Raw genomic sequence first — 14,607 nt, forward strand, 5'->3', positions numbered from 1 at the left:
CTTGCGGCCCCATCATCCATCAATTTTCGCTCGGGGTGTTCTCGGCGAAATACTCGTGGTTGTCGGCGTTGTTGAGCGCCTTTTGCGGATCCGTGCTCGCCAGGTTGCGGGCGTTGCCTTGACCGTAACCCAGATCGTCGGTGCCCGCCACCGCCGTGAAGTGACTCAGCTCATGAACGATGGTGCCGGCACGGGAGTCGGTCCCGTTGACCGGGGCCGTCCAGAAGCTCTTGCACAGATAGACCTTGTAGGGCTGATCCGGGTAGACGTAGGCGAAGTAGCTCTGCTGGCAGCCGCAGTCGAAGGTGAGCGGCTTGTTGTCGATGGCATCTTTGATCTTGCTAAAATTCGCCTCGGCCTGGTTCCAGCGGGAGGCATCATAGGCACCGAACCAGCTGCGATAGCGCTGCCCGCTGGGTTTATCCACTGCCAGATAGCTGTTTGAGTTATTGGTAATGCTGCTGGCCGCATCCAGAGCCGTCAGAATGTTGCTCTTCTGGGTATTGGTACAGCGTCCGGTGAAGCTCACCGAGGCGGTCACCGCCTGGGGCTCGGCCAACGGTGCGACCCTGGCTTGCAGCCGCTCGTCGCTCACCCCTTCCACCCAGAGGCTGACGGTATTCGATTCACTCCCCTGGGCCTGCTTGGCCTTGGCGACGCCACTGCCCTGTGCCAGGGTCGGCAGTTGATAACGGATGTGGTACTGGCCCTGGACGCTCATGTCGTAGAGACCGGAGATCTCCGCCTGCAGCGTCAGGCTCTGGCCAGCCTTGAGCAGTTGGTAGTCCTTGTCGGTCGGGGCAGCCCGCTTGATCAGGGCCCCCTCATAGCCAACCCGCTGGCCGTCACGCTCCACCACGAACAGGGGGGCATCGTCGCTGCCCGGCAGTTGCCATTTGAGCAGGCGGACGGGTTTGTCGCCGGTGTTGGTCAGCGTCAGGTTGACTCGCACGTCCTCGGCGTTGCCCTCCACCAGGGAGAGGCGGGCATCGAGGGCGGCAGCGCAGAGTGGCGAGGCCAGAATACCGGCCAGCAGCAGGGCGATGGGAGTTGCTTTCATCGGATTTCCTCATTCATTGAGTTGCGCCATCAGGCGGTTTGCTTCCTTACTTCATTCGGCCCTCTTTGGGGCCTGTTCACCCTAGAGCAGAAATTTTGCGCCACCATCCCTCCATATGGGGGACGACGCCCATCTAAGGGTGAACCTCGCCATCGCCCTCATGCTGCGACAAAAACGGGCCTTCGCGGGGGCGTCATGGCCCCAACTCGTTAGCCCCTTGCCCACTTGCCGCCCATAAAAAACCCCGGCGCGGGCCGGGGTCGATGCAAGGGAAAAACCTCGAGTGATCAGTCACTGACCCGGGCCAGCAGCGCCAGCGCGCTCTGGGCGTTGTCAGGCACCAGTCGATAGGCCTTGTGATGCTTGACCAGGGTGGTCTTCTTGTTGCCCTGGCTCAGCAGCAGGCCCTGGGCAAACGCCGCGGCGGCGAGACGCGCCTCATCCCCGCGCACGTAGAGGGTCAGGGGCTTGATCAGCTCACCGCCCTCGATGTGTTCCTCGTATTCGCGACGTGAGATCACCAGGCTGGATTGACCCTGCCCCTGCAGGCGCAGCTTGGCGTCCACCTCCACGTCGGTAAACACTAACCAACCCGCTTCCCCCAGCTCGGCCAGCAAAGCCGCGAGCCTGGTGCCGAGACCGGTCGGAGCCCTCATGGCGCGGCCGTACTGGCAGACGATGCGCTCCAGCAATCCTTTCAGATCGGCCCCCGCCCCCAGGGTGCGCCCCTGCTGGATCCAGGTCTTCAAATCTTCCATCACCAGCCGGGAGAAGCGCTTCTCCTTGAGCGAATCCGCCATCCAGGTGCAGAGAAAGTGGCTCTCCTGGGCCGGGGTGCGCTGACCGGCTTTCTGCTCGCCGGTGCGGGCCAGTTCGGCCAGGCTCTGGCTGGCCATGTCGAACAGGGCCTGATTGTAGGTAGGAGTGGTCATCACGAGTCCTTCAAACAGAGTGCGGGCCAACCGCTGAGTCATCGACAGCACAAAGGCGCCAGTGGCGCCTTTGAATACCAGGCCCCCGCGAGGCAAGGGGCTATATGCGCGCCTTATTTCGGCTGGCGCGGCTTCTTGGCGGCGGCCAGGCGCTTGAGACGCTGACCCTGCAGCTTGCTCTCGGCCATGGCCTGGGCGGCGGCGTTGTCTTCCCGCTGGGGACGCTTGCCGAAGCGACGGCGCTCCTGCAACTGCTTGATCAGATCGTCACGGCTGCTCACCTCGTAGCCCGGCACCATGATACGGCGGATCTTCTGGCCGATCAGCGCCTCGATCTCCAGCAGGGTACGCTCCTCCTCGCGACTGACGAAGGAGATGGCCATGCCGCTCTTGCCGGCACGGCCGGTACGACCGATACGGTGCACATAATCCTCGGCGAGGAAAGGAAGATCGTAGTTGACCACGTACTCGAGATTCGGAATATCCAGACCGCGAGCGGCCACTTCGGTGGCCACCAGCACCCGCAGCTTGCCTGCGGTGAATTCGCGCAGGGCGCGGCGACGGCTGCCCTGGGCCTTGTCCCCGTGCACCACGGCGGACTTGATGCCATCCAGGTTCAGTTCGGTCACCAGTTCATCGCAGCTTTCGCGGGTACTGGCGAACACCAGCACCTGGGGCCAGTTCTGCTTGCCGATGAGCTCGGAGAGCAGCTCGCGCTTGCGCTTCTGCTCCACCGGATAGACGGTGTGGCTGACGGTGTCGGCGGTGGAGTTCTGCTTGTTGACGCTGACGATCTGCGGTCTGTCCAGCATCAGGTTGGCGAGCTTGCGCACCGCATCGGAGAAGGTGGCGGAGAACAGCAGGTTCTGGCGCGCCTTGTTGGTGGCTTGCAGGATCTGCTGCACATCGGCGCTGAACCCCATGTCGAGGATGCGATCCGCTTCGTCCAGCACCAGACACTCCACCCCGGAGAGGCTCAGGTTGCAGGCGGTGAGGTGCTCGAGCAGGCGGCCCGGGGTCGCAACGATGATGTGTGCCCCCGCCTTGAGCTTCTTGGCCTGCACGTCCTGCTTGCCGCCGCCATAGATGGTCAGCACGCTGATATCCAGGTACTTGGCGAAGTCATTGATGTTGCTCGCCACCTGAGCCGCCAGTTCACGGGTCGGGGTCAGGATCAGCACCCGGGTGTTGGAGGGCTGCACCGGCGCCGGGTTGTCCAGCAGGCGCTGCAGGATGGGCAGCGCGAAGGCGGCGGTCTTGCCAGTGCCGGTCTGGGCGCTGGCCAGCACGTCGCGGCCACGGCGTATGGTCGGGATCGCCTGGCTCTGCACAGGGGTCATCTCCTGATAACCGCAATCTGAGATGGCGCGCAAAATCTCGGGGGCAAAATCGAACGATTCAAATCTCATATTGGGTTCCTGTGTTCCAGCTGGGCTGTGATTGGCTTGAGTGGATGGATGGCTCGGCATCGCGAGGCAAGTGGCCACGGACGGCTGGGCCTGACATCAAGTCAGAGTGTGAGCCGGAAATCGCGGGCGCGAAGTGTAACAGATAGGCGAAGCAAATGCCGCCTCAAATGGCCGCTATTTTTACCAGATGCCTCCCGCGTGCGGGGAAGCTGGCGCCAGCAATGCAAAGAGGGCGCCCGGCCCCCTCTGCTTGCATCGGCGGGTCAGCGAATGCGGTTGGTCGGGCGCTTGAGCAGACGAAAACCGATGGCGGCGACGGCGATGACGAAGAGGGCCAGCGACGTCACCAGCAGGCATTTGGTCAGCAGCTCATGGTGATTGGCCAGGACCGGGGTCGCCATCACGAACTTGCCGATGAGGCTCAACACCAGGGCCCAGAGGAAGGCGCTGGCAAAGCTGGCCACCATCACCTTGGGCAGATGCAGACGGGAGACCCCCATCAGCATGGGCGTCAGCACCCTGACGAAGGGGATGAAGCGGGAGACGAACATGGCCCAGAAGCCGTATCTGTCCAGCAGGCGGGAGGCTCTTGGCAGGCTCCCCTCCGGGATCATCCGCTCCACGTGGCTCATGAAGGAGGTGCCATGCAGGGCATGCCCCTGCAGATAGGCCACCAGACTGCCGAGCCCGGCGGCGAGGGGCATATAGAGGAAGGTCACCTCGGGGCCGAGCACCCCCATCCCCACCAGGCCACCGGCCAGCAGTACCAGGCTGTCACCCGGCAGGGGCAGAAAGACGAAGGCCGATTCGAGAAAGAGGATCACCACCAGACAGGTGACGAGCAAGCCGATGGCTTGCATGTGTATAAGCTGTTCAAAATCCTGATGCCATATGGCAAGCAGCATGTCCTGCATCCGGTGTGACTCCCATCTACGCACTGCACATCCGTCATGGAGACCCAAGGTCTCCAGCTGGCCATTCTTCCCTGATAGCAACCCCATCTATCCCAGTGGGAGGCCCGTTATACACCCGCAGAACTGAACAATAAATTAATGTCTGCGATTTATGTGGGCTTTTGGCATCCCCGCACAGACATGCCGGGCCAGCACACAAGGGGACGCATGCCGCTGATCCAGCGTGAGATTTGGCAAAGAATATAGTCAGTTGGCACTGCAGCCCGCTGCCAAGGCGACCAAAAACCATTACAGTGTAAGGACGCCTCATCGGATGAGGATCTCCACGGAGCAAGGTATGGCGTTGACCCCATTTTTTGACAGCAAAGCCCTCTCTCTGACCAGCCTGGGGCTGCTCAGTCTCGCGGCCCATGCCGATGATGAATCCCTGGTACAGCGCCGTGCCAATGCCGTGGTCTCCCTGATGAGCTACACAGTGGTGCCCGACATCACCGCCAGCAACCTGGACATAGGGGGCGGCACGGGGGAAAAATCGGCGCTGACCATCACCCAGTTCGGGGGCGGCGCCACCATGAGTGCGGAGGTGCCCATCTATCTGGAAGGCACCCTGGGCTACAGTCGCTACGATCCCCAGTTCGTGTTCAGCGATGGTAACGAGACCCGCACCATTCCCACCAAGTGGAACAGCCTGACCGCCACCGGTGGCATAGGGTGGGACTTCACCCTGCACAAGGACAAATGGGGCGGCAACCTGGTGCTGCGCCCCATCGGCAACTTTACCCTGGGTACCTTGGCGAGCGATCTGCGCCTCGGCGCCCTCTTCATCCGGCACAAGACCGGCAAGAGCCTGGACTTTCTCGATGGTGGCCGACTCAACGTCTATGGCCTCGGGGGGGCCCTGATGCTGGACTATGAGCTCTTCTCCAAGCCGCAGGACATCGACGTGGAGCTGCGCTACTCCTACCAGCATCTGCAGAGTTTTTCCGGCACCAGTCCCAGCGTCAAAGGGCAGGCCGAGGCGGAAAACCTGGGACTCTATCTGCGCCGCCGCGCCCCCATGTGGGACTGGACCCTGCTTGACCGCCCCCTGCGCTACGTGCTGGAAGGGGCTCGCACCGAATACCTGGGAGAGCAGCGGGGACTGCTCGGCTTCAACAGCCTCAACTCCTTGGGGCTTGGGCTCGAACTCGATAGCAGCAAATACGATATCTTCGTGACTCGCACCCGCCTGGTGGCTCGCTATATGTTCAGCAACAACACCCACGGTTACTCCGTTGGCTTGGCGATGAGCTTCTGATGTATCCCAAAAAACGCCACATTAATTAATCAACATGTAGTGATGTTTATTTGCCACGTCATTGATGCATGTAACATATAAGTATTGAAATATACTCATCTAAATCATCACTCAGAATAAAACGGTAATATTTCTTATCGCCGCCGATTATATTTCAGCTCGGTGCGACAGTGTTGTTCACATTCACGAAACCATCTCACCAAACGGCAATGAATATCAATTAAAGCGATTGATTAAAAATCAATAAATACTAAAAAACCAACAAACAACCGTATGGAATATATATTTACCCCTCTCCTTTCCTTTATTCTCTTTATGCCACAGCTCTGCTAGATTTCGCCCTCAACGGGGCACATTCAACGCTTATCGAGCCACTCCCTTGAACTCAACACATTGATTGCCGAGTCAATGCACCGAGCCCTGTTGTCCCTTGTCGCTTTATTGAGGTTAATTCATGAAAAATGCTCTCATCGCCTTGTCCGTTTTGGCCATGGCTGGCGTTGTCCAGGCTCAGGTCCCAGATTTCAATGCCAGCTGCCCCGGCAATATCCAGGCGGCAGCCAATGCAGGCGTCGTCACCATCAACGGCAAAAAAGCCGCCCTGACCAAATTCAGCCCCAGCTACTACGAGGCGAAATCCGGCAAAACCACCCTATCTATCACCACCGAGGGGGAACTGGCCATCAGTTACGCCATCGCGCACGGCCCCAATGGCATCTGCCAGGCCGAGGCCACCAACGCAACGCCTGCGGTTTACAACGGTAGCAAAGCAGAAAGTAAGCCAGCGGAAGCCGCCTGCCTCAAGGCCGTCGCCAAGAAAAGCGGCGTCGCCCAGAGCAAGCTGATCGTCGATTACGTCTCCTTCTCCCAGGCCGCTACCGGCGTCGATATCAAAGCCCCCAATGATGCCAAACTGTGGCGCTGCGTCAGCGACAGCAAGGGGCATGTTCAGGGCCTGAGCCAGGGCTGAGCTCAGTCACCAGCCTGGCACCACGCCGTCAAACATGACGTAAGACTTCATACTTCGAAGCCCCGCCCAGGGGCTTTTTTTTACCGAAGGCGACTCTCCCCCATTGCCCGCCTGCAGAACCTCTTCTGCCCCTTCCATGATCCCAGCCGGGCCTGACCTTAACTGGCAAGGGCGACCACTGGCGCCCTTGCGATATCACTGACTGAATGACTCCATATGATCACTGGATAGTCGCCAGCTTGCGCACGCAGGCTTGTTCCCTGTCATCCACCCGCTTGGCAAACCAGGCGGTGGTGAGGTTGCGGGTGATCTTGGGGCTCTTTAGCTGGATCCCGGGCAATATGGCCCTCGGCAGACGGGTGCCGGCCTGCTTGTCCGCCAGGGTGAAAACCCTGCTGTAGAGATCCGTCTTGGCAAACTTCTCGCTGTCCCCCAATCGCAGGCTCTGACGAATGGCGTTCTGGCTCATGCTGAGGCGGCTCGCGATGCTGTAGACCGCGAGCTCCGTGTTGCCAGGCTTGTCGGAGTCATAGCGGATGAGATCCCCATCCAGCGCCAGGGTCTTGCCACTCACCCGGCTGACGGCGGCCTGGAAGGCGGCATTGCGACTCGCGTACCAGCCAGCATTGAAGTCGGCGAAGCGATAGAGGGTGTCCGGGTAGTCGGCGGGATAACCGAAGATATGCCTGGTGCCAAACCAGATGCCCCCACGACGGCTGAACACCTCGTGACGGATGGACTCCTTGACCGGATAGGGATAACCACGGGCATTGGCCTCGGCAAACGCGATGCTGACCTGCATGGGGCCGCCGGTGTGCACAGGGTTGAGGTTGCCAAACAGGGTCTTGCCCATGGGCACTGTGCCTATCATGTCCTCGAAGATCTCGCTCATCTCCCGCTCGGTGCGCAACTTGTCGATGCGCTCGGCATAGGACTTGCCCGTGGGGGACTTGATGCTGAGGGCCGAGCGCACCACGAACTCCGGGATGAGCAGCTTGCCGGCCCGTCGGTTGATCTCCTTCCAGGCAATCTTGCCAAGACCGGGGACCACGGGGTCGGCCTGATAGGTCGCCTCCTGCTCCGCCACCGCCAGCACGCTGCAGACATTGTGATCGCTCACCGTGATGTTCTGGGTCGAGAGGGCCGTCACCACGTCGTTGGCCCAGCCCTGCTTGTCCGGCACCTGGCGCGGCAGGAAGCGCACGATGCGGTTTTTCATGTCTGCAGGCTGACGGGGCTGCATGGCCTTGGGTTGTTTGGCAATGGCGGCGGCCTCTTTCGCGGGGACGCCAGGTTCGCTGGCACAGCCTGCCAGCAGGGCAGCCAACAAGAGGGGCAAGGCAACAAGCGGGTGGGCCGAGCCCAGCGGTCGGGGAGAAAGTATCATGAAGGCTTCCGGTGAGCAGAAGGGGTCGGGTCCCTCATCCCGGATGAGGGGCCCCGAACGCAAACAGGCGGTCATTGTAGTGGATTGGGAAAAGGATCAGAAGGCGCGCATTCATGCGACCCCGTGGGGATGAGCACCGCAGAACGCCGCTTGTTCAGGCCAGTTCAACCCGGTTGCGACCCAGATGCTTGGCCCGATAGAGGGCGAGATCGGTCCGCTTGACCAGGGCTTCCGCGTTCTCCCCTTCGAGGCAAATGCCGACCGCCACGCTCACCGTCACCCTGATCCCGTCCGTCATGACCAGACGCTCCGTTGCGGCCCGGATCTGCTCGGCGAGCTCGCCTCCCTTGCCGATGGCGAGCCCCGGCAACCAGATGGCAAACTCCTCTCCCCCGAGCCGCGCGACGATCCCTTCCGCCGGACAGTGCTGACGCAGCAAGGCGCTGAACTCCCGCAGCACATTGTCACCCGTGCCGTGACCATGGCGGTCATTGACCTGCTTGAAATGATCCAGATCCAGCAACAGCAGCGGGGTGCCCGTCTCCATCTGGGAGTCGAGCACGGCACTGAAAGAACGGCGATTGGACAGACCGGTCAGCTCGTCGGACATGGCGAGCGAAGCCAGCCGCACCTGGGTGTCGTACATCTGTTTGACCATCAGCAAGACTCCCCATGCCGTCGCCAGCATCCCCAGAGAGCGCAGGCAATCCTCCACCCGCGAGAGCCACCAGGGCTGGAAGTAGACCTCGTCCATCACGTCGATGGCGCCCGAGACGAGCCACAGATAGAGGCCGCTGGAGAGGTAGAGATAGGAGCGTCGGGAGAGGGTGGCACATTGCACGACCCAGAACATGAATAGCAAGGTCAAGACATTGATGATCTCGGCCATGCCCCCGATGGTATAGAGGTGGTGCTGGGGCAGCAGAGCAAAAGAGAGTCCATCCCATCCCGCCGTCAACAGCAGCAGGCAGGGCAGCAGCATGAGAGCGATGCGGCGGCCACGGGAGAGAGACGAAAAGCGGCTTGGGTGTATGGATAATTTAAGGGGAGTCTTTAGCATCTCTCTGGCTCCAAGGCATCGCTAGCCCGCGACAGCCGGGTGTTTGCCAGCACGGGCGGGCAACAGGCCGCCATGGTGCAGTCCAGGCCGTTCAATGCTCGTATTGTGAACCAGATTTTCCATAAAAAACAATCCCCTCACCACAAAGGTCAGGGGATTGCCGAGGAACAAATACGGGCCGCACTGGCCCGCAATGAACGGTCAGGCGCTCTGGCGCAGAGCCTGATGCTGCGCCGCACCGTTGATCACCGCCTGCAGGGAGGCGTTGACCACGTCGCGCCCCACGGCGACACCACAGTGGCGCACGCCATCGATGCTGAGCAGCACATAGGCGGCAGCGCGGGACTCGGTACCGGCACTGAGGGCATGCTCCGAGTAATCGAGCACGTCGATGTGCATCCCGGTATGACGCTCCCAGCCGTTGACCAGTGCCGTGATGGCCCCCTCCCCCTCGCCACTCAGCTGCACGCTGCCATCCGGCGTCTGCAGTTCGAGGCGCAGGTTCTCCTGATTGTCGTGCCCCAGCTGGAAGCGACCGATGCGATAGCCATGGACGGGGTCGAGATAGTGCTGCTCGAACAGGGCGCGGATCTGCTCAGGGCTGATTTCGCTGCTGCTCGCTTCGGCCTGCGCCTGGACCCGGCGGCTGAAGTCGATCTGCAGCCAGCGCGGCAGTTGCAGACCGAGATCCCGCTCCAGCAGATAGGTCACCCCGCCCTTGCCGGACTGGCTGTTGATGCGGATCACCGCCTCGTAGCTGCGGCCGAGATCGGCAGGATCGATGGGCAGATAGGCCACGTCCCAGTAAGCGTCGGGTTTGGGCGCCGCCAGGGACTTGCGGATGGCGTCCTGATGGCTGCCGGAAAACGCGGTGTAGACCAGCTCCCCCGCATAGGGGTGGCGCGGGTGCAGTGCAATCTGGGTGCAGGCCCCGACGGTAGCGACGATGGCGTCCATGTCAGACAAGTCCAGCTCCGGGTCTATGCCCTGGCTGTAGAGGTTCATGGCCATGGTGACGATGTCCATGTTGCCGGTGCGCTCGCCGTTGCCAAGCAGGGTGCCTTCGATGCGATCCGCCCCTGCCAGTACCGCCAGCTCGGCGGCGGCCACCCCGCAGCCCCGATCGTTGTGGGTATGGATGGAGATGCTCACCTCGGGGCGTGCCTTCAGGTGGCGGCAGAACCACTCCACCTGATCCGCAAACACGTTGGGAGTGCTCACCTCCACCGTCGCCGGCAGGTTGAGGATCATGGGGCGGGCGGCTGGGCGCCACTCGTCGATGACGGCGTCACACACCTCCACCGCGAACTCCACCTCGGTGCTGCTGAAACTCTCGGGGGAGTATTGAAAACTCCACTCGGTACCTGGGTTCTTCGCCGCATAGTCGCGCACCCAGCGCGCCCCCTGGACGGCGATGGCCTTGACCCCTTCCCGGCCCGAGTTGAACACATAGTTGCGCTGGGTCGGATTGACCGAGTTGTAGACGTGAACAATGGCCCGCTTGGCCCCCTTGAGGGATTCGAAGGTGCGGGCGATGAGATCTTCCCGGGCCTGCACCAACACCTGGATGGTCACATCCTCGGGGATGAGATCCCGCTCGATAAGCTCGCGCACGAAGTCAAAATCCGGCTGGGAGGCGGCGGGGAAGCCCACCTCGATATGCTTGAAGCCGATGTGCACCATCAGGGCCCACATCTGCAGCTTCTGGGCCACCGTCATGGGCTCGACCAGCGCCTGGTTGCCATCACGCAAGTCCACCGCGCACCAGAGCGGCGCCCGTTCCATCACCCGGTTGGGCCATTGGCGATCCGCCAGATTGATCACGGGGGAGCGGCGGTATTTACGGTGATCGAAGCTCATATTCGTCTTTCCTTGGCTGGGGCCATAAAGGGGTCACGGGAAGCGGCTGAGGGGCAGTGCAAGCAGGGGGAGCGGGTTGGCGCGGTAACGCTGGCCCTGACAGGGGGTGGGACGATGACCCCACCACCGGTTTCCATGGGCCCCGCCTGATAAGGAGGAGCCGGCCAGCGTGGCTGGGTAAGCCGCTGACCCTGATCCTCTCGCACTGCCTATGCGTTGTCTTGCGACAGCGGCACCTGCAGACGCGGATGACCTTGGTGATGAGAAACCAGTATAGGGAAGCAGACGCGGTGAAAGATTGCGAAGATGGCGATTAGAGACTGGATGAGCGCAACAACTCCTCTAAATATGAAGATTTATGAGCTTGTTTCACCTCAGCCAGCGCCGATCTCTTCACACAGGATTGGGTAAACAAAAACCCCGCCATCGCTGGCGGGGTTTTGAATAGTACAGGAGCCGAGGTCCCCGGCCCTTGCCATGGGTGCCTTAGCGGTTGTTCACCTTGTGGTGCAGCTCCTGCACCGAGTTCACATTGGCGGTGGCATCGACGCTGATGGCCATGCAGGTGGCGAAGGCCGCGTGCAGCGTGGTGGTGTAAGCCACCTTGTGCTGCAGGGCGCCGCGGCGCAGCTGCTTGGAATCCTCGATGGCCTGGCGCCCCTCGGCGGTGTTGACGATGTAGGTGTACTCGCCATTCTTGATGCGATCCAGAATGTGCGGGCGCCCTTCATGCACCTTGTTCACCAGACGCGGGTTGATGCTCGCCTCCCCCAGGGTCACGGCGGTGCCGTGGGTGGCGTCCAGCTCATAGCCCAGCTCCAGCAACTTGGCCGCCAGGTTCACCACCCGCTCCTTGTCGCCGTGGCGCACGGAGAGCAGGGCGCGCCCTTCGCTCGGCACCTGGTGACCGGCACCCAGCTGGGCCTTGGCGTAGGCTTCGGCGAAGCTGCTGCCCACCCCCATGACCTCACCGGTGGAGCGCATCTCCGGCCCCAGCAGCGGATCCACACCCGGGAACTTGGCGAACGGCAGTACCACTTCCTTCACCGAGTAATAGGGCGGAATGATTTCGGAGGTGAAGCCCTGTTCTTTCAGGCTCTGACCGGCCATCACCCGGGCGGCAATCTTGGCCAGCGGCGCGCCGGTCGCCTTGGAGACGAAGGGCACGGTCCGGGCGGCGCGGGGGTTCACCTCGATGAGGTAGATCTCGTTGTCCTTGACCGCAAACTGCACGTTCATCAGACCCACCACGCCGAGTTCCAGCGCCAGTTTGCGAACCTGCTCGCGCATCTCGTCCTGGATGGCCTTGGACAGGGTGTAGGGCGGCAGGGAGCAGGCGGAGTCACCGGAGTGGATACCGGCCTGCTCGATGTGCTCCATGATGCCACCGATGACCACATCCACGCCGTCGCAGATGGCGTCAACGTCCACTTCGGTGGCGTCGTCCAGGAATCTGTCCAGCAGTACCGGCGATTCGTTGGAAACGCTCACGGCCTCGGCGAAGTAGCGGCGCAGGTCCTGCTCGTCATAGACGATCTCCATGGCGCGGCCACCCAGCACGTAGGAGGGGCGAACCACCAGGGGATAGGTGATGCGGGCCGCAACCTGCACCGCCTGCTCCAGCGCAGTAACCGTGCCGTTTTCCGGCTGCTTGAGCGCCAGACGCTCGACGGCGGACTGGAAGCGCTCGCGGTCTTCGGCGCGGTCGATGGCATCCGGGCTGGTACCGATGACCGGCACACCGTTTGCCTCCAGGGCGCGGGCCAGTTTGAGCGGAGTCTGGCCGCCGTACTGGACGATGACGCCCTTGGGGTTTTCGACCCGCACGATTTCCAGCACGTCTTCCAGGGTCACCGGCTCGAAGTAGAGGCGATCAGAGGTGTCGTAATCGGTGGAGACGGTCTCCGGGTTGCAGTTGACCATGATGGTCTCGTAACCGTCTTCGCGCAGGGCCAGGGCCGCGTGCACACAGCAGTAGTCGAACTCGATACCCTGACCGATGCGGTTCGGGCCGCCGCCGATGATCATGATCTTGTCGCGATTGCTCGGGGCCGCCTCGCACTCCTCGTCATAGCTGGAGTACATGTAGGCAGTGTTGGTGGCGAACTCGGCGGCGCAGGTGTCGACCCGCTTGTAGACCGGGAAGATATTGTGGCGGGCGCGCAGCTTGCGCAGCTCGCCCTCGGCCACGCCGAGGATCTTGGCCAGACGCGCGTCGGCGAAGCCCTTGCGCTTCAAGGTACGCAGGAAGTCGGCGTCGAGGCCAGCCATGCCACGTTCTTTGACCTGCTCTTCCAGCTTGATGAGCTCTTCAATCTGCACCAGGAACCAGGGGTCAATCTTGGTCAGCTTGAACACCCCTTCCATGGAGAGACCGGCGCGGAACGCATCGGCGATGTACCAGATCCGGTCACAACCCGCGTCTTGCAGCTCGTGACGGATACGGGTCAGGGAATCGGGGGCGTTCAAGTCCACCATGGGGTCGAAGCCGGTCTTGCCGGTTTCGAGGCTGCGCAGGGCCTTGTGCAGGGACTCCTGGAAGTTGCGGCCGATGGCCATCACTTCACCCACCGACTTCATCTGGGTGGTGAGACGGTCGTTGGCGCCGGCAAATTTCTCGAAGTTGAAGCGCGGCACCTTGGTGACCACGTAGTCGATGGCCGGTTCGAAGGAGGCCGGGGTGCGACCGCCGGTGATGTCGTTCATCAGCTCGTCCAGGGTGTAACCGATGGCAAGCTTGGCGGCGATCTTGGCGATGGGGAAACCGGTCGCCTTGGAGGCGAGCGCGGAGGAGCGAGAGACCCGCGGGTTCATCTCGATGATGACCATGCGGCCATCTTTCGGGTTGATGCCGAACTGGACGTTGGAGCCACCGGTCTCGACACCGATCTCGCGCAGTACCGCCATGGAGGCGTTGCGCATGATCTGGTATTCCTTGTCGGTCAGCGTCTGGGCAGGCGCCACCGTGATGGAGTCACCGGTGTGGATGCCCATGGGGTCGAAGTTTTCGATGGCGCAGACGATGATACAGTTGTCGTTGCGGTCCCGCACCACCTCCATCTCATACTCTTTCCAGCCAATCAGCGACTCATCGATGAGCAGCTCCTTGGTGGGGGAGAGATCCAGGCCGCGTTCACAAATCTCGACGAACTCTTCGGTGTTGTAGGCGATACCGCCACCGGAGCCGCCCATGGTGAAGGAGGGACGGATGATGCAGGGGAAGCCCACCATCTGCTGCACACCCCAGGCCTCTTCCATGTTGTGGGCGATGCCGGCGCGCGGGCACTCGAGGCCGATGCTGCGCATGGCCTTGTCAAAGCGGGAGCGATCCTCGGCCTTGTCGATGGCGTCCGCCGTGGCACCGATCATTTCGACGCCGAACTCCGCCAGCACCCCGTGCTTCTCCAGCGCCAGGGCGCAGTTCAGCGCAGTCTGGCCGCCCATGGTGGGCAGGATGGCGTCCGGGCGCTCTTTCTTGATGATCTCGCGTACCACTTCCCAGGTGATGGGCTCTATATAAGTGGCATCGGCCATCTCCGGGTCGGTCATGATGGTGGCCGGGTTGGAGTTCACCAGGATGACACGGTACCCCTCCTCGCGCAGGGCCTTGCAGGCCTGGGCGCCGGAGTAGTCGAATTCGCAGGCCTGACCGATGACGATGGGGCCGGCGCCGAGGATCAGGATGCTCTGTAGGTCGTTACGTTTTGGCATGGCTTCT

General features: G+C 61.8%; 10 protein-coding genes. 2 read left to right on the forward strand and 8 right to left on the reverse strand.

Annotated elements, in window-relative coordinates; translation table 11 throughout:
* Positions 1 to 19 precede the first annotated feature (19 nt).
* The 4 genes from ACW5W7_RS05755 to ACW5W7_RS05770 all read right to left on the reverse strand — a co-directional run bounded on the left by ACW5W7_RS05755 (position 20) and on the right by ACW5W7_RS05770 (position 4,315).
* Positions 20 to 1,060: a M35 family metallo-endopeptidase gene (locus tag ACW5W7_RS05755; protein ID WP_456501071.1), complete on the reverse strand. Its 1,041-nt coding sequence runs from the start codon at positions 1,058 to 1,060 to the stop codon at positions 20 to 22.
* A 287-nt stretch (positions 1,061 to 1,347) separates the two neighbouring features.
* On the reverse strand, positions 1,348 to 1,992 hold the full coding sequence (locus ACW5W7_RS05760; RefSeq protein WP_456501072.1) for a DUF2913 family protein: 645 nt from the start codon (positions 1,990 to 1,992) through the stop codon (positions 1,348 to 1,350).
* Between the two features lie 113 nt (positions 1,993 to 2,105).
* Complete coding sequence (locus tag ACW5W7_RS05765; protein ID WP_456501073.1) at positions 2,106 to 3,401, reverse strand: DEAD/DEAH box helicase; 1,296 nt, start codon at positions 3,399 to 3,401, stop codon at positions 2,106 to 2,108.
* A 263-nt stretch (positions 3,402 to 3,664) separates the two neighbouring features.
* Positions 3,665 to 4,315: a DedA family protein gene (locus ACW5W7_RS05770; RefSeq protein ID WP_456501074.1), complete on the reverse strand. Its 651-nt coding sequence runs from the start codon at positions 4,313 to 4,315 to the stop codon at positions 3,665 to 3,667.
* Between the two features lie 337 nt (positions 4,316 to 4,652).
* Here ACW5W7_RS05770 and ACW5W7_RS05775 point away from each other — a divergent pair, with 337 nt between their 5' ends.
* Both ACW5W7_RS05775 and ACW5W7_RS05780 read left to right on the forward strand, forming a co-directional pair.
* On the forward strand, positions 4,653 to 5,612 hold the full coding sequence (locus ACW5W7_RS05775) for a hypothetical protein (protein ID WP_349918354.1): 960 nt from the start codon (positions 4,653 to 4,655) through the stop codon (positions 5,610 to 5,612).
* A gap of 454 nt (positions 5,613 to 6,066) precedes the next feature.
* Positions 6,067 to 6,582, forward strand: coding sequence for a hypothetical protein (locus ACW5W7_RS05780; RefSeq protein ID WP_434662909.1), 516 nt, complete (start codon positions 6,067 to 6,069; stop codon positions 6,580 to 6,582).
* A 220-nt stretch (positions 6,583 to 6,802) separates the two neighbouring features.
* Here ACW5W7_RS05780 and ACW5W7_RS05785 read toward each other — a convergent pair whose 3' ends face one another.
* The 4 genes from ACW5W7_RS05785 to carB form a co-directional block, all read right to left on the reverse strand.
* The gene (locus ACW5W7_RS05785) at positions 6,803 to 7,969 is read right to left on the reverse strand and encodes a DUF1615 domain-containing protein (protein ID WP_456501075.1); all 1,167 of its coding nucleotides are present in this window, start codon (positions 7,967 to 7,969) and stop codon (positions 6,803 to 6,805) included.
* A 154-nt stretch (positions 7,970 to 8,123) separates the two neighbouring features.
* Positions 8,124 to 9,029: a GGDEF domain-containing protein gene (locus ACW5W7_RS05790; protein WP_456501076.1), complete on the reverse strand. Its 906-nt coding sequence runs from the start codon at positions 9,027 to 9,029 to the stop codon at positions 8,124 to 8,126.
* Between the two features lie 201 nt (positions 9,030 to 9,230).
* The gene (gene leuA, locus ACW5W7_RS05795; RefSeq protein ID WP_456501077.1) at positions 9,231 to 10,889 is read right to left on the reverse strand and encodes a 2-isopropylmalate synthase; all 1,659 of its coding nucleotides are present in this window, start codon (positions 10,887 to 10,889) and stop codon (positions 9,231 to 9,233) included.
* 486 nt (positions 10,890 to 11,375) lie between these two features.
* On the reverse strand, positions 11,376 to 14,600 hold the full coding sequence (gene carB / locus ACW5W7_RS05800) for a carbamoyl-phosphate synthase large subunit (RefSeq protein ID WP_456501078.1): 3,225 nt from the start codon (positions 14,598 to 14,600) through the stop codon (positions 11,376 to 11,378).
* Between the last annotated feature and the right edge of the window lie 7 nt (positions 14,601 to 14,607).

It is taken from the genome of Aeromonas intestinalis, assembly GCF_054052485.1.

Excerpts from the sequence above, each read along its gene's own strand:
- ACW5W7_RS05760 (WP_456501072.1), bottom strand. The coding sequence starts at position 1,992 with ATGACCACTCCTACCTACAATCAGGCCCTGTTCGACATGGCCAGCCAG.
- ACW5W7_RS05770 (WP_456501074.1), bottom strand. The coding sequence starts at position 4,315 with ATGCAGGACATGCTGCTTGCCATATGGCATCAGGATTTTGAACAGCTT.
- ACW5W7_RS05780 (WP_434662909.1), top strand. The coding sequence starts at position 6,067 with ATGAAAAATGCTCTCATCGCCTTGTCCGTTTTGGCCATGGCTGGCGTT.
- ACW5W7_RS05785 (WP_456501075.1), bottom strand. The coding sequence starts at position 7,969 with ATGATACTTTCTCCCCGACCGCTGGGCTCGGCCCACCCGCTTGTTGCC.
- ACW5W7_RS05755 (WP_456501071.1), bottom strand. The coding sequence starts at position 1,060 with ATGAAAGCAACTCCCATCGCCCTGCTGCTGGCCGGTATTCTGGCCTCG.
- carB (WP_456501078.1), bottom strand. The coding sequence starts at position 14,600 with ATGCCAAAACGTAACGACCTACAGAGCATCCTGATCCTCGGCGCCGGC.
- ACW5W7_RS05790 (WP_456501076.1), bottom strand. The coding sequence starts at position 9,029 with ATGCTAAAGACTCCCCTTAAATTATCCATACACCCAAGCCGCTTTTCG.
- ACW5W7_RS05765 (WP_456501073.1), bottom strand. The coding sequence starts at position 3,401 with ATGAGATTTGAATCGTTCGATTTTGCCCCCGAGATTTTGCGCGCCATC.
- leuA (WP_456501077.1), bottom strand. The coding sequence starts at position 10,889 with ATGAGCTTCGATCACCGTAAATACCGCCGCTCCCCCGTGATCAATCTG.
- ACW5W7_RS05775 (WP_349918354.1), top strand. The coding sequence starts at position 4,653 with ATGGCGTTGACCCCATTTTTTGACAGCAAAGCCCTCTCTCTGACCAGC.